At 70.0% G+C, this 18,831-nt stretch carries 14 protein-coding genes; 9 read left to right on the top strand and 5 right to left on the bottom strand.

What is annotated here, in order from left to right:
• Positions 1 to 69 precede the first annotated feature (69 nt).
• Entirely contained in the window at positions 70 to 3,966 is a 3,897-nt protein-coding gene (locus tag Q0R63_RS09040) for a hypothetical protein (protein WP_295696540.1), read from the bottom strand.
• Between the two features lie 175 nt (positions 3,967 to 4,141).
• On the opposite strand from Q0R63_RS09040, the gene Q0R63_RS09045 reads away from it, so the two are divergent.
• Complete coding sequence (locus Q0R63_RS09045; RefSeq protein WP_295696543.1) at positions 4,142 to 5,569, top strand: chloride channel protein; 1,428 nt, start codon at positions 4,142 to 4,144, stop codon at positions 5,567 to 5,569.
• Here Q0R63_RS09045 and Q0R63_RS09050 read toward each other — a convergent pair.
• Positions 5,541 to 6,851, bottom strand: coding sequence for a trypsin-like peptidase domain-containing protein (locus Q0R63_RS09050; RefSeq protein WP_295696545.1), 1,311 nt, complete (start codon positions 6,849 to 6,851; stop codon positions 5,541 to 5,543). The genes Q0R63_RS09045 and Q0R63_RS09050 overlap by 29 nt on opposite strands.
• Positions 6,852 to 7,277: 426 nt before the next feature.
• Between Q0R63_RS09050 and Q0R63_RS09055 the strand changes: the two genes are divergently transcribed.
• A complete protein-coding gene (locus tag Q0R63_RS09055; RefSeq protein ID WP_295696547.1) occupies positions 7,278 to 7,589 on the top strand; it encodes a hypothetical protein in 312 nt (103 codons plus the stop codon).
• Positions 7,586 to 8,890: a ferredoxin reductase family protein gene (locus Q0R63_RS09060; protein ID WP_295696549.1), complete on the top strand. Its 1,305-nt coding sequence runs from the start codon at positions 7,586 to 7,588 to the stop codon at positions 8,888 to 8,890. Before Q0R63_RS09055 ends, Q0R63_RS09060 begins: the two co-directional genes overlap by 4 nt.
• A 47-nt stretch (positions 8,891 to 8,937) precedes the next feature.
• Here Q0R63_RS09060 and Q0R63_RS09065 read toward each other — a convergent pair whose 3' ends face one another.
• The gene (locus Q0R63_RS09065; RefSeq protein WP_295696551.1) at positions 8,938 to 9,771 is read right to left on the bottom strand and encodes a hypothetical protein; all 834 of its coding nucleotides are present in this window, start codon (positions 9,769 to 9,771) and stop codon (positions 8,938 to 8,940) included.
• Positions 9,772 to 10,028: 257 nt separating this feature from the next.
• Between Q0R63_RS09065 and Q0R63_RS09070 the strand changes: the two genes are divergently transcribed.
• The 6 genes from Q0R63_RS09070 to Q0R63_RS09095 all read left to right on the top strand — a co-directional run bounded on the left by Q0R63_RS09070 (position 10,029) and on the right by Q0R63_RS09095 (position 16,746).
• Entirely contained in the window at positions 10,029 to 10,406 is a 378-nt protein-coding gene (locus tag Q0R63_RS09070; protein ID WP_295696554.1) for a HipA N-terminal domain-containing protein, read from the top strand.
• The gene (locus tag Q0R63_RS09075) at positions 10,333 to 11,094 is read left to right on the top strand and encodes a HipA domain-containing protein (RefSeq protein ID WP_295696556.1); all 762 of its coding nucleotides are present in this window, start codon (positions 10,333 to 10,335) and stop codon (positions 11,092 to 11,094) included. The genes Q0R63_RS09070 and Q0R63_RS09075 overlap by 74 nt, the downstream gene beginning before the upstream one ends.
• 329 nt (positions 11,095 to 11,423) lie before the next feature.
• Positions 11,424 to 12,122, top strand: coding sequence for a spermidine synthase (locus Q0R63_RS09080; RefSeq protein ID WP_295696558.1), 699 nt, complete (start codon positions 11,424 to 11,426; stop codon positions 12,120 to 12,122).
• A gap of 458 nt (positions 12,123 to 12,580) precedes the next feature.
• Complete coding sequence (locus tag Q0R63_RS09085) at positions 12,581 to 14,689, top strand: hypothetical protein (protein ID WP_295696560.1); 2,109 nt, start codon at positions 12,581 to 12,583, stop codon at positions 14,687 to 14,689.
• A gap of 564 nt (positions 14,690 to 15,253) precedes the next feature.
• Complete coding sequence (locus Q0R63_RS09090) at positions 15,254 to 15,811, top strand: sigma-70 family RNA polymerase sigma factor (protein WP_295696562.1); 558 nt, start codon at positions 15,254 to 15,256, stop codon at positions 15,809 to 15,811.
• Positions 15,808 to 16,746 (top strand): CU044_5270 family protein, encoded by a 939-nt coding sequence (locus Q0R63_RS09095; protein ID WP_295696564.1) that lies wholly within the window; start codon positions 15,808 to 15,810, stop codon positions 16,744 to 16,746. The genes Q0R63_RS09090 and Q0R63_RS09095 overlap by 4 nt, the downstream gene beginning before the upstream one ends.
• Before the next feature lie 599 nt (positions 16,747 to 17,345).
• Here the strand turns inward: Q0R63_RS09095 and Q0R63_RS24565 are convergent.
• Positions 17,346 to 17,600 (bottom strand): class I SAM-dependent methyltransferase, encoded by a 255-nt coding sequence (locus Q0R63_RS24565; RefSeq protein WP_366521096.1) that lies wholly within the window; start codon positions 17,598 to 17,600, stop codon positions 17,346 to 17,348.
• A complete protein-coding gene (locus tag Q0R63_RS09100) occupies positions 17,512 to 18,594 on the bottom strand; it encodes a hypothetical protein (RefSeq protein ID WP_295696566.1) in 1,083 nt (360 codons plus the stop codon). Before Q0R63_RS09100 ends, Q0R63_RS24565 begins: the two co-directional genes overlap by 89 nt.
• Positions 18,595 to 18,831 lie beyond the last annotated feature (237 nt).

Raw genomic sequence — 18,831 nt, forward strand, 5'->3', positions numbered from 1 at the left:
CACACCACGACCTCAGCGCCAGACCACGACCTCGGCGCAGGTAGGCCGGGTGAGGTGCCTCGCGACGGATCAGGGCTGGTCGAACCAGGTCAGTGCCGAGCCGACGAGCGTGGCCCGCTGCGCGTCGGAGCCGTAGGCCTCCACGGGGAACGCGAGGAAGAACACCTTGTAGCCCGTGGTGCTGACGGTCAGGGCGTCCGACGCCCCGGAGTCGTCGGTGAACGCGGCGGTCGCGGGGTCGATGGGCGTGACCCGGTCCTCGAAGGTGGCGTTGAGGACGGTGTGGTCGATCACCCCGGACAGACCGTTGGTGACGGGGTTGCCGGTGACACCGGCGACCGATGCGGTGGGCTTGTCGTTCTGGGTCTCGCTCCCGTCCCAGGCGACATGGAGGTAGTCATGGACGAAAGTGGTTGTCCCCGCTGCCTGGTCGAGGATGTCCTGGCCGGACAGCATCAACCGCCCGCCACCGTCGAGGAGAGCCTTGAGCTCCGACTCGTAGGGAGTCACCGGACCGGGATAGGTGTTGCCGGTCCACCAGATGACGTTCTTGTGGGCGGTGAGGTAGGACTGCGGGAGGGCGGCGTCGGCGGCGAGGTCCCAGTAGCCGTGGGGCCGGGCGCCGATCGCGGCCTGGTACCTCGCGGCGACATCGGGGTTGTTGCCGTCACCGTCGACGAGCAGCGTGTCGCTCGCGACGGCGATCGAGGTGAGGGAGACCGATCCTGTGACGGCCGGCGCGGCGGTGGACGTGACAGTGAGCGTGGAGGGCGAGCGCGAGTCGTCGGCTGCGGTGGCAGGGACGGCGACCTTGGCGCAGATGGTGGCTGAGGCCCCGGGGGCGATCCGTGCTGTCGTGGTCATCGGGGTCGTGCAGGACGCATCGTAGGTCGTGACCGGCCAGGTCGAGGACGAGGTGAGGGAGAACGTATCGGCTTGGTAGCCAAGGTTCGTCACGGTCGTCAGGTAGGTCACGGAGGCGCCTACCTTGGCGCCGCCGCTCTGCTGCGCGGGTGCGACGCTGACGGCGTGCGACGGTGAGATCACGGTGGTGTGGGGACTTCCGGTGGTGCCGACTCCCTGTGCGGAGGTGACGACGATGCCGTCGTTGACGATCGTGCTCCGGGTCGCGGAGGGTTTGACCTGGACCCGGAAGGTGACCTGCGTGGACCCACCCGCCGGGACGTTCAGTCCCGTCCAGGTGATGGTGCTGCCCCGGAGGCTGCCACCGCGGTTGGCGCTCTGGAAGAACGTCCCGTCGGGCAGCTGGTCGCGGATGGTCACGCCGGTCGCGGCGGCATTGCCGATGTTCTTGAGGGTGACGGTGTAGGCGATGCTGCTGCCGGGACCGACCGGCATACCGGCGTCGGCGCTCGAGACGACGAGCGCCGCTGAGGCGTCACGGTTCTGGAGGGTGTAGGCGCCGCGGCCGTGGGTCCCGGCGAGCAGGACGCCGTTGGTGGCGTCGTAGTCGAGCTGCCAGGTGGCGACCTGAGGGATCCCGGCGCCGAGTCGCTGGTAGCTGAACCCGGCGTTGGTGGAGACGAAGGTGCCGACGTCGGTGCCGACGTAGATCGTGCGCGAGTTGGAGGGGTCGATGACGAGCGTGTTCACCGGGACATCAGGCAGGTTGCCCGATACGTCGGTGAACGTCTTGCCGCCGTCGGTGGTGCTGTAGACGTGCCCGACGCGGCTGGGGGTCGCGGCGGAGAAGCCGCCGTAGCCGAGGTAGGCGATGCGCCAGTTCGACTTGTCGACGGCGATCTGGTCGACGGGACGGTTGGGCAGGACCGAGGAGCCGACGCGCGACCACGTGGGGACGGCCGCGGTCACCGCATCGGGACTGACGCTGACGACCCCGTCGTCGGTGCCGACCCACGCGCCGTCGCCGCCGTCGGCGACCCCCACCGCCGAGATGAGGCAGCCGCGGGCGCCGTTGGGAGCGGCCCCGGTGCAGCCCTTGGTGAGGTCACCGCTGATGGCGTCCCAGTGGACGTCGCCGGCGGCGGGGGTCTCGGCGTTGTTGGTGCGGTAGAGGCGGTAGGTGCCGAGGAACATCTGGTTGGGGTTGGCGCGGTTCGACGTCCAGGGGACGTAGAACTCCGCACGGTCGGTCTTGTCGATCCCCCCGTCGATGGTCTGGTTGCCGAAGAAGGTATTGGTGTGGGCCGGGTCGTAGCGGTAGGGGCTGATGCTGAAGTAGCTGCCGAACACCCAGGCCGGGACGGTGGGGTTGAGGGTGTTGGGGGTCGTCTGGTCGACGATGACCTGTCCGCCGTCGCCGCTCGCCTGGTCGAACCACCGGGAGTTGGTGACGGACTTGCGCAGGGTCCCGTTGTCCTGGGTCCCACCCCAGTACTGGCCCGCGATCAGGGGGACGGTCGCCGCGGAGGTGAACTGGGCGATCGCCAGGCCGGTGGAGTGGACCAGGGCGGCAGTGGTGGGGTCGACGGTGCCGTTGAGGTCCTCCCACGTCGCCGTGGACAGCGGCGCTCCGGCCACGTCTCGCCCGCCGCGGTTCGCCGACTGCCACACTCCACCGTCGTTGCCGATGGCGATGTGAGTGGGATCGTTGGCCTGGATCGCGATGGCGTGGTAGTCCGGGTGGAGGTCGTAGCCGAGGCTGATCCAGTTGGCTCCCCCGTCGGTGGAGCGGTAGATGCCGCCGGACTGGGGGGAGTTGGCGTAGCCGTAGAGGCCGAGGGCGTAGACGATGTCCGGGTTGGTGGGATCGGGCTTGATGACGTTGTCGTAGAAGCACTGGGTGCCGCAGTAGCCGACGACCGAGTCGGGTCCGGTCGCGGGCGCACCGCTGGCGCTCGCCCACGTGCTGCCCCCGTCGATGCTCTTGAAGATGACACTCGGGTGGTAGGTGCTGGCCAGGTCGAAGTAGTCGAAGCCGGTGTAAAGGGTGGCCGGCTTGCCGGCGGGGTGGGAGATGCCGAGGGAGAACCTGGTGCCGCCCTGGACGAACTGGCCCGCGGGGAGGTTGCCGAGGGCGCTCACCCAGGTCCGGCCGCCGTCGGCGCTCTTGTAGATGCCGTCGCCCCAGAACGAGGCCCACAGCTTCGAGGGGTCGCGGGGGTCCATGACGAGGTCGGTCGCGCCGTGGATCTGGTTGGTCGTCCCCTTGCGGAGCACCCAGTTGCGGCCTCCGTCAGTGGACTCGTAGACCCCGTAGGGTGTGCTCGTCGGGGCCGTCGTGCGGTGGTCGCCACCGCGTCCGCGGATGGTCGCGGCATACAGGTGGTCGGGGTTGGTCGGGTCGACCACGATCGAGCTGGTCGACTGACCGGTGAACCGGGTGGAGACGTGGGTCCAGGTGACGCCGCCGTTGGTGCTGCGGAAGATGCCCGTCCCGTAGTAGGCGTCGCCCGAGAGGGAGGCTTCACCCGTGCCGAGGTAGACGATGTTGTCGTTGCTCGGCGCCAGGGCGAGGGCGCCGACGGACTGCGTGTTGGTGTCCGTGGTCCGGGAGGTCCACGTCCCGGCGCTCTGGTCGTAGGTCCAGACCCCACCCTGGGCGGCCCCGAGGATGATCGTGCCGTCGTTGCGTATCGCGAGGGCGCCGATGCGCCCGCTCATCGCGGCGAAGGTGTTGGTCGTGCGAGCGACCTGCACGAGCGGGTCGGGACCCTGGCTGGTCCAGGTGCCGCCACGGGCCGCGCCCTTGGTGGTGACGTTCGGGACGGCCTTCGCCTTGTCTCCGGCGGCCGCTCGCAGTGCGGCGGCCTCGTTGACGGTGAGCTGTTTGTCACCGGAGAGCAACCGGCTGGAGTAATAGGCATCGCGGAGCTTGTCGAAGCCCAGCTCGTCCGAACCGTTGTCCCGCTCCCCCTTGGGGGTCAGCAGGGTCGGGGTGTCGTCCTTCGGGGGCGAGGCCGACGCGGCAGGCAGTGTCGGCAGGTAGCCCCCCACGACAAGGGCCAGGGCAGCCGGGACGAGGGCAAATCGGGAACGACGCACGGAATTCCTCCAGACACTGATGCCTGGTCGCGGGGATGTCTCCCCGTGGCCTCGAAGCAGACTGTGGCACGGGCGGCCTCGGAAGGGAAGGGGTTCGGCAGGCGGCCCACTCGCGGTGCTCACCGAGCCTGACGAGGGCGAGCCTCACGCAGCTCCGAGACGCTAGTTTGTCGACGTGACCCGAGACCGGTCGAGCAACCGGCGGCGGCAGCCGCAACCGCTGCTGCGGCGTCGGCTTCCCTCGGGGCGCGGCGCGATGGAACAGCCCAACGCCTCGGACGACGGCGCCACTGCGCTGAGCCCCCGGTTCTGGGTCGCGCTGGGTCTGACCGGTGTCGCGACCGGGCTGTTCGGCGCCGGCCTGATGGCGCTCCTGTTCCACGTCGAGTCGGCGGCGTTCGGGTATGTCGGCGGCACCTTCCAGTCGGGTGTCGAAGCGGCATCAGGGCTGCGCCGGATGACGTCGTTGCTGCTGGCCGGGGTCTTCGGTGGCGTGGCCTGGTACCTCCTGCGCCGCTACACCCCCGGACGGAAGTCCGAGCTGGACGACGTCCTCTGGTCCCGGACCGGCGAGCTGTCGCTGCGCCGGTCGCTGGGCACCGGCGTGATCTCGGAGATCGTCATCGGGATGGGCGTCTCCCTCGGACGGGAGGCGGCCCCGAAGACCATGGGCGGGGTCTCGGGCGGCCTGCTCGGGAGGTGGTTCGGCCTGTCCCCCGCCCAGCTGCGGCTGCTGATCGCCTGCGGCGGAGGCGCTGGTCTCGCGGCCGTCTACAACGTCCCCCTCGGGGGCGCGTTCTTCACCGCGGAGATCCTCATCGGCTCCGTGTCGATCGCCACGATGCTGCCCGCGCTGGCCTGCACCGGCATCGCAACCGCGACGGCCTGGGTGTATCTGCCGAACCAGGCCACCTACCAGGGGGTGACGGATTACCACGTCACGGCATCGATCCTGGTCTGGACGCTCGTCGCCGGACCGGTCCTCGGCGTCGCTGCCGCGGTCTACATCCGCGCGATCGGGTGGCTGTCGCACCATCGCCTCACCGGGATCCCCAGCCTGTTCGCCCCCCTGGTGGCGTTCGGCCTCCTCGGGATCGTCGGGCTGGCCTACCCGCAGCTCTTCGGCAACGGAAAGGACATGGCCCACGACGTCTTCCTCGGCAACGGCGACCTCGTCCTGCTGCTCGCTCTCGCCGTGCTCAAACCGGCGGTAACGGCCCTCTGCCTCGCCAGCGGCGCATCAGGGGGCCTGTTCACGCCCGTGATGAGCAGCGGAGCCGTGCTCGGGGCCGCCCTGGGGATGATCTGGTCCCACTGGTGGCCCGGCACCCCCGTCGGCGCCTTCGCGATGGTCGGTGCCGCCGCCATGATCGGGTGCTCCATGCAGGCCCCCGTCACCGGCCTCGCGCTGGTGCTGGAGCTGACCCACAGCGGCTTCGGCCTGATGGTCCCGATGATCGTGGCGACGGTCATCGCCACGGCCGTGGTGCGCTACGTGGACGGCTACTCCATCTACTCCGCCCGCCTGCCCGCTCTTCCCGACCTTCCTCCCGCTGGGCCCCCTCCGTCCGGGGTCAGGCGATCGGGGCCTCACCGAGGGTGACGGTGGCGAACCGCGTCGACCCGGCCCGGGTGGTCCAGGTGACCGTGACCTTGTCGCCGGCATGGTGGGCGGCGACCGCCGCGTGGACGTCATCGGCGGTCGTGACCGCCGTGCCGCCGATGGCGGTGATGGTGTCCCCACCGACGAGGCCGGCCGCTGCGGCTGGGCCACCGCGGACGACGCCGTAGACCGTGGCCGAGGAGCTCGACGTGAGACCGATCCCGAGGTATCCGCCGTAGCCGAGCGTGACGGTCGCGCTGGACTGACCCGCCTCGACGGCGTTCACGACCGACATGACGGTGCTGATGGGGATGGCATAGCCGGTGACGGTGCTCGTGCCGCTGGACGCCGCGACGTTCATCGCCACGACCTTGCCGGCCGCATCGACAACCGCACCACCGGAATCACCGGGCACGATGTCGGAGGCGAGCTCGATGAGCCCGGTCAACCTGCTCGCGGTGCCGTCGTCACCCTGGACGGTGATGGCCTGGCTCTCGGCCGTGACCGTGCCGGGCGCCGCCGTGAGGGACCCGGTGCCGCCCGCGTTGCCGACCGCGGTCACGGTCTCGCCGACCGCGGCTCCCGTCGCGTCGAGCTGGACCGGGGTGAGGCCGGAGGCGTCGACGAGCTGCAGGACGGCGACGTCGGTCGTGGCGTTCGCGCCGACGAAACGGGCGGTGTAGGTGGCGCCGGTCGAGGCCACGGTGACCTTGATCGAGGTGGCCCCCGCGACGACGTGGTGGTTCGTGACGACCTCGCCGGTCGAGGAGAGGATCATGCCCGTGCCGGCCGCTTCGCCGGTGGTCAGCTCGGAGGTGATCTCGACGAGGCCGACCTCCTGGGCGGCGGTGGCGGCCGACGTCGCGGCGTTCGTCGTGCCGGACCGGGTGCCCGTCGAGCCCTGCGCCGTCCCACCCCCGGAGCCGGGGTCCAGCGGATAGCCGTTGGCGTCGGTCCCGCTGCCCGAGGTGCCGGGCTGTATGCCGCGAGGGCCGCGGCCGGCGGTCAACCCGTTCGGCAGGGTCGTCGTGCCCGACGTCGCCCCCGACGCGGTCGTCTGCTGAGCCGCCTGTGCGGACCGGTTCGCGAGAGCGACGCCGCCACCGGTGACCGCAGCGACCGCGAGGGCCGTTGCAGCCGCCAGCACCACGACGCGGCGCCGGCCGCGACGGCCGCGACGGCCGTGACCGTCGTGACCGTCGTGACCGGAGTGGTCGGAAGCAGGCGGTGTCGTCCTCTCCGGCTGGACCTCGTCGGGACCCTGCGGCTGGTCGGTGGTCATGCGGCTCATCCCCTGCTGGTGGCGAATGTCGTTGCTAACAGGCTCATCCGCGCCGCTGTGCACTTCTTGTGCCGCTCGTGTGGCTCCGCCTTGGCTTCGCCCAGCCAAGTGGACCGGCGCTCACGTGAACCCTTCCCCGTTCCCAGCACACGTTTTACGCAGTTGGGCCGACGTCGGAGCCCCAGGACCTGCGCAAAACGCGTGTCTGGAAGGAGGACGCCACAGACCAACCGTGGGGCGGGCGAAATGTCCTCGCCGTTGCGCGTCCGTAAGGTTCCCCTCACGGCCTTCGGCGAGGGTGGTGAGAGATCCACTGCGCGAGCCCTCCCACGCACAGGCGCGGCCGACTCCGGTCACAGCGCGGGCAGGTGAGAAGGGCTCCACGCTGCTCGGCATGAGACAGCCCCACGCCCATCGGGTGAGTTCATGAGCCAGGCCGCGTCGAAGAAGTCGGTATGGCGGCGGGGCCAGCTGCTGATCACGGGCGCCGTGTTCGTGCTGGCCACCGTCATCGGTGTCGACGTCGGACTGCACGGGGCTGCCGTCTCGCCCGTGGCTTCGGTCGTCGTGTCCGCAGCCGCGGCCGCTCCCGTCGCTGGGGACCAGACGTCTACTGCCGCAGGGCCGTTCGACGGGGGGCGCGGTCAGGCCGACGTGGGCCAAGTCGGAGGGGGCGGCGGAGTCAGAGGCGGCAGCGGTCAGGGCGAGCCCGGACAGGGCGGCGGTGGCGGGCGATGAGCCGCTCGCCCGGCTCCGACCGCACCCTCGCCTCCTTCTGGGTGGGCGCCGTTGTGGCAGCTGCTCTTTCGCTCGTGGGGGCGCCTCTCCCACTTCCGCTGGACGCCGGCCTGCTCGCTCACGTCGCCGGGATGCTGGCCGGCTACCTCAGCGCGGTCATGGTCGTCCTCATGTCGCGCGCTCCCCTCCTCGAGCGTCACGTGGGGTCCGACGTGCTGACCCGGTGGCACAGCAAGGGGGGTCGACTCTTCCTCATCCTGGTATGCGTGCACGCCGGCGCCGCGCTAGGGGCCTGGGCCCAGACGCGCCAGGAGAACCTCGTCACGGCCCTCGTCGCCGTTCTCGGCCTCCCCGGCCTCCTGGCAGCCACGTTGGGGACGCTGCTGTTCTTCGCCATCGCCGGCGTCTCCATCCGCGCGGCCCGGCGCCGGGTGTCCCACGAGGCGTGGCACGGGGTCCATCTGCTGACCTATGTGGCGATCTCCTTGTCGTTCATCCACGAGCTCGCCGGTCCCAACCTGGCGGGGCATCCCGCGCTGCAGGTGGCCTGGACGTTGATGCACGTCTACGCCCTCGCCCTCGTCGTGCGGTTCCGCCTCCTCCTGCCGTTGGAGAACGCCTGGCGCCACCGGTTGCGGGTCGAGGCGGTGGTCCCGGAGGCGCCTGGTGTCGTCAGCGTCATCATGAGCGGGCGACACCTCGACGAACTCGGGGCCGAGCCCGGACAGTTCTTCCGCTGGCGCTTCCTGAGCTCCGGGCTCTGGAGGACCGCCCACCCGTTCTCCCTGTCGGCGCCCCGGCACGGCGACTTCCTCCGGATCACCGTCAAGGCCCTCGGCGGCGGGAGCACCCGCATCCAGACCCTGACCCCGGGCACAAGGGTCTTCGCCGAGGGTCCGTCGGGAGCCATGACGGCCCGGCGCCGGACCCGGGGCTCGGTCCTGCTCATCGCCGGAGGGGTCGGCATCACCCCGATGCGGGCCATGTTCGAGACCCTCGAGATGACCGGCGGTGCCCTCACGCTGATCTACCGGACCTCCCGGCCCCAGGACGTCATCTTCCGCAGCGAGCTCGAGCACCTCGCCCGGCTGCGCGGCGCCGAGGTGCTGTGGCTCATCGGGCCGTCGTCCTCGCCCGAGCTGCAGATGACCGGACAGAACCTGCTGCGTCTCGTGCCGGACCTCGCCGAGCGTGACGTCTACCTCTGCGCCTCGCCCGCCATGTCCGCCGCGCTACGCGCGGGTCTCGCGGAGGCCGGCCTTCCCCTCCGCCACCTCCACGAGGAGGCCTTCACCTTCTGACCGGTGAGGGCCCCACCGGAGTTGGCCGACGGACGGCCGCCCGCGTCCTACTGCGAGCCGGTGGCTTCGAGCCGTCCGGAGATGGGCTCGAGCATAGTGATCAGCTCATCGAGCTCGAGCGGCTGCAGCCCCTCGTAGGGGGCTTCGGCGAGGGCGTCGGTCAGGGACTCGATCCGGTCCTTGGTCGCGCGCCCGGCGTCGGTGAAGCGGCCGGCGGCGTCGAGGAGGCCGCGGTCGCGCAGGCCGTCCATGACTGCGGCCAGGCGAGCCACGGGCAGGTGGTGGATCCGGCCGAAGGACTCCGCCGGGTAGATGCCACTGGCGAGGGCGGTGAGCACGTGGGCCTCGGTCCCGCCGATCTGCTCGCCGACCAGGGCCGCGATGTGGCCGTCGCAGCGGTGCTCGCGCAGCATGTTGGCCGCGTGCCAGAGTCGGGCCACCGGCTCGTCGGGCATCGGAAGGGTGCGCAGCGCGGCATACATGACCCGTCCCTCGGTCGGGGCGCTGGTCGACGCCCGGGCGAGGAGCTCGGCGGCTCGCGCGAGCCCGGGAGTCTCGACGAGGTCGCCGAGGATCCGCCGCAGCGCCGCCACGCAGCCCTGCTCGCGTGCGGCGTGCGCGGCCTCGGGTGTTGTCGTGTCCCAGACATGGGGGATGTGGCGGGCCACCTCGCCGTCGGCGAAGCTGTAGAAGGCCGCGTGGACCACCTCGGCCGGGACCCGGCCGAGCGGCGCCGAGCGTCCCGCGAAGTAGCCGTCCCAGTAGGTGCGGAAGCCGAGCGCCGCCATCGCGTCGTTGGGCTCGGGACAGAAGAAGTTGACCAGGGAGATCGGCTCGGTGAGGTCGTAGAGACGGTGGGCGACAGGCTGTGGATGCGGCATGTGTGACATCTCCCGTATGCGTGGCGGCCCCCTCGTGGGTAGCCCCTCACCCGTGCGACGAAGAGGGCGACCAAGATACGACAATCCCCGTGGGACGACAGAGCGGGCATTGAGTTTTGTCCCGGCAACGCGACAATTGCCGAGCTCCGCAAGGTCCTCGACACCTTGGCCGCCCTCGGTGTGGCTGTCGCACTGGAGGCGGTGCCGCAACCGGGTGGCGACGACGACCCCTTCGCTGACCTCTTCGGTGACCCCCGATGACCCTGCTGGACGTCTCCCTCGATGGCGTTCGCGCCGGGCAGCTGGAGCAGCGCCCTGGTGGAACTCTCTCCTTCACCTATGACGCCGACTACGCCTCCCGCCCCAGCCCGACCCCACTGTCCCTCTCGATGCCGTTGAGCGCGCGGCGGCACGGCAACCGGGTTGTCTCCGCATGGCTGGAGGGCCTGTTGCCGGACAACCTGGCCGTGCGAGAGGAGTGGGGGCGCCGCTTCCAGGTGTCGGCGCGCAACCCGTTCGCTGCTGCGCCAGGTCGGGCGCGACGCCGCCGGGGCGGTCCAGGTGCTCCCCGTCGATGTCGACCCCCCGGACGCGGCGGAACGCAGCGGCGATGTCCGCCGCCGCTCCGAGGGTGAGGTCCGCGACATGCTGCTGGCCCTCACTGTGGGCGACCAGGGCTGGCAGGTCGGCACGGGCTCGGGCCGGTGGAGCCTGGCCGGCGCGCAGAACAAGGTCGCCCTGCACCGCCTGGACGACGGGGTATGGGGCGTTCCGAACGACTCGACACCTACCACCCACGTCCTCAAGCCGACCAGCGTCGGGACCCGGTTTGCCGACCTGCACGTCAACGAGTTCGTCTGCGTCCGCGCTGCGGGGTTGCTCGGCCTGCGGGTCGCGCACGTAGATCTCGCCGACTTCGGCGGGGCCAAGACCCTGGTCTCGACCCGGTATGACCGGCGCCGCGACCCTGCCGGGGCCTGGCTGCGCCTGCACCAGGAGGACCTGCTCCAGGCGATGAGCTACCCGTCATCGAAGAAGTACCGGGCCGACGGGGGCCCGAGCGTCAAGGACGTCGCCACCCTGCTCGCCACGCTGGGTCTCGCCGATCGTGATCTGGTGCGAACCGCATTCTTCGAGGCGTTCGCGTTCAACGTCCTCGTCGGCGGATCGGATGCTCACGCGAAGAACTACTCGCTGCTTCTGCGTGGTCCGCGAGTTGCCTTGGCCCCCCTCTACGACTCCGCCAGCTATGCGCCGTATCTCAGACGTGGTGAGGCTGTGCGCAGCTCGATAAAAGGTCGGTGCGAGCTGGGAGGTCCGTGACGTCACGGTCGACGACTGGGTCGATGTCGGGACAGCTCTCGGCCTGGGTCCTGAGGACGCCCTGAAGCGGGTGGAGCGGCTGCGCACCGGACTGCCCGACGCCGTGTCGGAGGCCGCCGGGCTGGCGTCCTTATTGTTTGCGAAGGACGCTCACCGCGTGGCAGATGCGGTCGCCCGGCAAAGGCACCTGCACGTGCCCCGGCTGCCCCGGGCCACCCGAATCTCAGGCCCGTAGTGGTCGCCGGCGTGGCCGCATACCCCGCCCAGTCACCCGGCATACGGGCTGGAGCCCCACGGTCGTCCGCGACGGACCGAACTAGTCTCGGCGGATGAAGATCGAGGAGCTCGACTGGGGCGACACGCCATGGGGTGTCATCAGCCTTCGTCGGCGCTGGGACTCCGTCACGGAGCGCGACGTGCACGAGGTCAAGCTCGGGGACGACTTCCTCATGTCCAGCCAGTTCACCACCGGAGAGCGCGAGCTGGCCCGGATCGGCCTCGCGGCCGTCGCCGGCACCTCACTCGCCGTCCTGGTCGGCGGCCTCGGACTCGGCTACACCGCGGTGGCCGCTCTCGAGGACGACCGGGTCGCCGAGCTGACCGTGATCGAGGCCCTGCCGCTCGTCATCTCGTGGCACGAGCGCGACCTGCTGCCCGACACCGAGCGACTGGCCGCGGACCCGCGGGTGCGGCTGCTGCTCGACGACTTCTTCGACGTCGTCCGCGCGGGGCGCGCCGACCGGACCTACGACGCGGTGCTGCTCGACATCGACCATGCGCCCGACTGGCTGCTCCGCGACGACCACGGTGACCTCTACACGGTCGAGGGGTTCGCACGGGTCGCCGCGATGATCACCGACGGCGGGGCGTTCGCGCTGTGGTCCGACGAGCCGCCCGAACCCGAGGTGATCCTGCGGATGGCCGACGCGTTCGAGCACGCCGACGCGCACGTGGTCCCGTTCCCCAACCCGCTCACGGGTGGGGAGTCGACCAACACCGTCTACCTCGCGGTCCGACCCCGTCGCTGAATGCAGAAGGACGACCCGAGCACTGCCGGGACTCTGTCGATTCTGCTGCTCGGCGCATTCCCGAGATCACCCGCTGTTGCCGACGGGATGCCTTCGGGATCGGCAGACAGGACTGGCCGTGCGTGGGACGCTGTGCACGACCGTTGTCGCCGGACCGGCGCATTGTCGAGCGGGACAGCGATGGGGGACCGATGCGTCGAAGTGTGTGGCTGGCGATGGTGGTTGCTGTCAGCCTGGCCAGTGGGTTGATCTTGCCGTCCGCGGCCAGCGCGGCTCCCGGCGTGTCGAGGCAGCAGGCAGCGGTACGAACGGCTGGCCTCTCCGGCGCGGCCGCGGTTCTGCCCGGGGCTTTCGTACCGATCGGGCCGGCCCGGGTCATTGACACCCGCACCAACGGGGGGCCGGTTCCGGCGTTCGGCGATCTCGTGGTCGTGGTCGCTGGACAGCAAGGGATCCCCTTGTCCGGGATCGCCGTGGTCGCGATGAACCTCACGGCGGTCGGGGCCAGCGCCGCGGGCTACCTGTCCGTCTACGCGTCGCGGACTGCGCGACCCGGCACGTCCAGTCTCAACTTCGATGCGGGTGCCACGGTGGCCAACCTTGCCCTCGTCCCGGTCGGCGCCGACGGCCGCGTGGTGATTCACAACGGTTCTCCCGGCTCTGTGCAGGTGCTGGCCGACGTGACCGGCTACACCCTCGCAGGCACGCCCACGACGCGCGGGTCCTATCAGTCGGTGCCCCCGTGGCGGGCGGTCGACACCCGCGACGGGACCGGCGGCATACGTGGAGCGTTCTACGGCGGCATGGGCACTCAGTTCTATCTGAGTGGTCACGGGGTTCCGACGTTCGGCGTCGCCGCCGTCGTCGTCAACCTGACCGCTACCCGTCCCAGCCAAGCCGGATGGCTGGCGGCTTGGGCCGACATCGGCGCTCACCCGGCGCGTTCGGACCTCAGTTTCGGTGCCGGGCAGACGGTGTCGAACCTCGTCGTCGTCCCCGTCGACATCTACACGCAGGCCTTCTTCCAGAACGGTTCCTCGGGGTCGGTGTTCCTCCTTGTGGACGTCGTCGGATACGTCCGCGCAGGCCTGCCGACGGGCGCCGGCACCTACAGGCCCGTGTCCGGGCCACGGTTGTTCGACACCCGCAGGCCAGCCCCGGGGCGACCGGCGGCGGCAGTCCCCGCCGGCTCGTCGCTGACGCTGACGGTCGCCGGAGCGGCGGGGCTCCCAGCCAGCGGCATCGACGCTGCCGTGCTGGCCGTTACCGTCGTCGGCGCCCAGCGGCCGGGATACCTCACGGCATACACCAGCGGACGACCGCGGCCGTCGACCTCGAGTATCAACTTCCAGGCCGGGCAAACGGTGTCGGGCCTCATCATGGTGCCCGTCGGGGCGGATGGCCGCGTCGTTCTCGACAATCGCTCGACCGGGTCGATCAACCTCGTCGTCGACACCGACGGCTTCACCGTGGCCGGCCCCTCCCCGATCCCGGCCGTGGCGACGCAGGTTTCGTCCGGCGGGCGGTACAGCTGCGCCGTTACCCAGGACGGCTCACTGTGGTGCTGGGGAACCGGCCCACTAGGCAACGACGTGACGTCCTCGTCCTCCACACCGGTGGCAGCGGCCGGGACGGCGCCGGGCATTCGTCAGGTCTCCGCGGGCAGTGTGGGCGCGTGCGCCGTCACGGTCGACGGCGCCGCACGATGCTGGGGTGACAACAGGTTCGGCTCCCTCGGCAATGGCACCACCTTGTCGTCGGCGGTGGCGGTGCCGGTCACCGGACTGACCACCGGAGTGGCTCAGGTGGCCATGGGTGACTCCTTCTCCTGCGCCCTGCTCACCTCGGGCGCGGTGCAGTGCTGGGGGTTGGGCGGTTGGGGCCAGCTGGGCGACGGGCAGCTGCGTAACAGCTCCACTGCTGTCGCGGTCAGCGGTCTGGACGGTGGCGCAGTTGGCATCTCCGCGGGGAACTCGTTCGCCTGCGCCACGATGACGACGGGCTCGGTGCGCTGCTGGGGGCTCGGCTACTTCGGGCAGCCCGGGTCTACGGGTCGCACCGTCGCGCCGACCCCCCAGACGGTTCCTGGACTTCCTCCGAACGTCGTGTCGGTCACCAGCGGCTTCGCCTACAGCTGCGCCGCAACCGGCGACGGTCGTGCCTTCTGCTGGGGGGCCAACGATCACGGCCAGCTCGGAGACGGGACCATGACCACCTCGAGCGTGCCGGTGCCGGTGTCGGGGCTGACCGACGTCGCCATGCTGTCCTCGGGATATGACCACGCCTGCGCTGCCTTGACCACCGGTGGCGCGATGTGTTGGGGTTCCAACGGAAGTGGGGAGCTGGGCGACGGCACCACCGCCCTGTCCACCGTGCCGGTGGCCGTCATCTCGATCGGCGACGCCATCCATGGCGCCGTCCAGTTCGCGGCCGGCGGCGAGCACACGTGCGCCGTCTCGACCATCTCCGGCGTCCTGTGTTGGGGCGCAAACGCACAGGGCCAAGTGGGCGTCGGCTCCGTCGACCAGCTCTGGTATGCCGAACCGGTCAACCCGGTCGGTTTTTAGTCGTCCTGTGCATGGAGGCCGAGCTGGTCTGCAACGCACCTCGGAACGCTCGGCGGTCTCCGATCATGCCTGCCAGCGCCCCCTTCCTGGCCCCCTGGGCGAACATGCCAGCGTAGGAAACGGGGTGGATGAACGGCCTTCTCCAGGCTGCTTCGACGGGGACGCGATGTCTGAGACGCGGACCGGCCGAGTGCCCGGTCGATCGACCTGCAGCGGAAGCAGCGATGGACGAGTGACGTCGCACTCGTCGTCGGCGACCATAGGTCTGCTGGCTCACCCGCAAGACCTTTCGCACCGCGGCCGCTCAGCGCACCAGACCCGCTGACCGAGCAAGCGGCGAGGGCACGGCATGAGCGGAAGTCGGGAACGGACCGCTGACGCATAGGTATGCCGGGACGCCGGCACCCGAGGTGCCGCGGTCACCGCCCACTCTCCTCAGGCGATCACCTCAAGGTCGGCGTTTGCCCGCGCCCAGTGGTCGACGTGTCCGGGTCGGCGTCACTGCCCGGCCAAATCGGTGCGCCGTCGCCGTCAGAACGAGCGGGTTGCCGGACATTACCTGGTGTGAGCACATCGACGAGCGCCGAACGGCGTTTCCAGGACGTCTTCGACAGCTGTGCAAGCCTGGTGCATGCATACGCTCTACGGCACACCGACCCGGAGTCGGCCCAGGACGTCGTTTCCGACGTCTTCCTCGTCGCCTGGCGGCGGATGGACCAGCTGCCCGCCGAGCCACTGGCCTGGCTCCTGGTCGTCGCACGCAACACCCTGGCCAACAGCCGGCGCTCGGCCACCCGACGCGGGCAGCTGGAGCGGAGGTTGGCCGCCGCGGCTGGGCACGGGACCACCGCTACTGCTCAGCCGGCCGAGGAGCTCGCAGTCGACCGGGCCAGCATGCTGGCCGCTCTCGCCGAGCTGACGGACGCCGAGCGTGAGGCCATCCTGTTGATCGCGTGGGACGGCCTCACCGCGGCCGATGCGGCCCGGGTCGCTGGCTGTTCGCGCAACGCCTTCGACGCCCGACTGCACCGTGCCCGCGATCGGCTCGAGCGCTTGTCCCGTCACCGACACTCAGGTGATGCGATCCCTTCCCTTCGACTCACCCGAGAGGCACGCGCATGAGCATCGACATCGTGGACCAGCTGAGGACCCTTCGGCCGGACGCCGACCAGCTGGAGCGGCTCTGGCCGGCGGAGGAGCGTGCCCAGCTGGCTCAACGGATCCGCGACGACGAGGGCGTAAGGCTCGTGCGCCGACGCATCCACCCGCCACGATCGCGGCGGAGCCGTTTCGTCGCCTGTTCCGCGCTGGTGGCGGCGGCGGTGGCGGCCGGGGTGGTCGTGCCGGTCCTGCTGCCCCACGGGTCACCGGGTGCGGCCAGCCCGGCAGCGGCGGAGGCGCTCCACCGTCTGGCCCGCGTGGCGACGAGTTCAGCAACCGACGCCGCCGGTCCGGGCCAGTTCGTTCACTCTGTCACCCAGGAGCTGCGGACGGGGGTCCAGGAGGGCAACGAGGCCTCCGGGGGACCTATGACCTATGAGCAGTGGACCGCCCATGATGGGCGGTTCTGGCGGCGGGACACCAGTGCGGGCGTCGTCAACGAGATCTTGTTCTTCCCAGCCGACCAGTCGAGCGTGAGCTATGTGGTGTCGCTCCCGACCGACCCTGATGAGCTCAACCGCTTCCTGCGCAAGAACGTCAGTGGGTCGAACTCCACCGACGAGGCCGTTTTCGTGGCCATCGGCGACCTGCTGCGTGACCACAACGCCTCGGCTCGGTTGCGCGCGGCGATGATGTCCGTGCTGGCCCGGACCGACCACGTGAGCCTGGGGTCAGCCACCGACGACACCCGGGGACGACCGGCCACGGAGTTCGACTTCGTCGACGACTCCAACCGCCCAGGTGTCGTCGCGTCGCTGTTCTTCGACCCCAAGACCGCCGAGCTCATCGATGAGCGCACCACCTCACCGCAGTCGACGGGCACCATGTCGGTGCTCGTGTCGGATGTCGTGAGTGCCGTGCCGCCGGAGGTCGTGAACACCGCCATCACGCAGTAGCCGAGGTGGACGAGCAGCCGTGCGACATCCATGGTGCAACGACGGGTAGTCACCTCTGCCGCACGCGCCGGTAGGGCCGCGTCGCTGAGGTTCGCGGGGCGGCCCTCGCAAGACCCCGGGAACGAGTAGGGCCCCTCCCGCTTCTCCGCAGGTCAGGGCCCCAGTCGTCTGTCTCAACACGGCGTGCGCCCGAAGGATTCGAACCCTCAACCTTCTGAACCGTAAGAGGCCTACCCCGCGGTTCTTGACCCCATCCTGCCGCACCCGCTCCTCAGCCCCGGGGTGGTTGGGGTCGTCGTCTGCACGACCCTGTCGGACCGGCCGTCGCCATCGGGATCGAGCTGCCAGGCCCGGACCAGGCCCTGACCGGACGTGACTGCGCTGGGAAGATGGTGGCGATCGTCAGCCGGGCCGGTAGACATCAGCTCGGTGGTCGATGGCCACGATGGTGACGTTCTCTGCGATGAGGTACGCGATGCGGAAGCTAGCGCGGCGTGCGGTGTGCAGTGTGGCAGCGCAGCACGAAGGTAGTCGTCAAGGCCGTGGCTGTAGCCGGGCATGTGTCCGACACGGCCGTCGGGCGACGTCTGCACCAGCGGCTATCGCCTCGAACCGGTGAAGTGGCCACGCGTGTCCACCAGGAGCAGGTGCCCACCCGGCCGCATGACCCGCGCGGCCTCGGCGAAGAACGGCCGGAGGTCGCTCACATGTGTGAGCGCCAAGCTGCACACCACATGGTCGACCTCGCCGTCCGGTAGTGGGAGGTCAGTACGCCAGGGGATGCTGGAAGATGACCTCGCCCGGAGGTTGTGGGCCGGAGGTTTGGCCGGGCAGGTCGACAGACAGGACCACATCCGCAATCTCCTGGATCACTGAGTCGATGGAGCGTCTGCTCACATCGATGAGAATGTCCTCGTCAGCCCCGGCGTCGAGCATCTCCTGCAGTGAGCGGGCCTGCTGAATGACGTCAACCTGTCGAGTCGGCGAGGCTCCAGCCAAGTCGTCGCCAGCCAGTCTGGCCCCACTTCCCGAAGTCCGCTGACGCACATGCCCAGCGATGGTTTCGTCGTCGGCCCTGAGCCGGACGACCCTCACTAAGGCCCCCGGCGCGGCCATCCGCACTACGTCGTGGCGCAAAGTGCCACCCAGGTGCGAGCTGACGATGACTCGCGCAGCACCGTGTCTAAGGAAGAGTTCATGCAGTGCCGCCACATTCGCCACCCCCAGCGCGCGCTCTGCACGGAGGTCCGCGTCGCCGGTTCTGAGGAAAGCGAGGTGGTCGAGGTCAGCGAATCCGGTGGTGACCCCGCTGTCCCACTGGGACCGCGCCAGCTCGAAGCCGACCGTCGACGTCCCGACGGCGCGGGCGCCGGTGAGCACGATGAGGCCTGCCTGCTCCGCTGACGGGGTGAGGGTCTGCGCGGCATCTGGGACGCTTGATGCGATGGTCGACAACAGCGGACGAACACGTTCGACCACTTCCTCGATGCTCGCCCCGGTGGTGTCGATCGAGGCGTCCAAGAACCCCGCCTTGGCCACGGTCGCGGCGTCGGCCACCACGTGGTCTGCATCCTCTGGGTCCCAGCCACGCGCCAGGATCCGCTGACGCAACGTGGCCTCTGCCGTCTTGAGAAGGCAGAACCTCAGTTGAGCGTTCGGGTACCTCTCAGCCAAGTCGGCTGGAGCCTCAAGGTCGACAACCCCGGACATAATCAGCGCCCGGGCACCCGAGGCAAGGTAGTTCGGGATGAGCGCGTTCAGCGCTTCGGTCTTGAGGCGAAAGCGGTCCGGATCATCGGCTGACTCGGGGTAGAGCATCCCGAGTTGGTCGATGTCGAGGTAGGCCACAGCTACCCCTTCGCCGGCGACCCTCTCGAACAGGGACCACGTGCAGAGGACTTGCCCGAGCCGGGGGGACCGCAGATCCAGAGCACCGGCAGGCTGGAAGTGGACATCGGTTTGGGCTCAATTCATGCCGTGGAGAAGTGGTGAAGCCGGGGACGGTCCGGCAAGCAAAACCGTCACGACCCGTGGGTGGAGGTACATCCGCTCCTGCGTGCGGGTAGCCGGCGTCGCTCGCCTCGG

This window comes from Lapillicoccus sp. (assembly GCF_025353065.1).
Classification (GTDB): Bacteria; Actinomycetota; Actinomycetes; order Actinomycetales; family Dermatophilaceae; genus Lapillicoccus.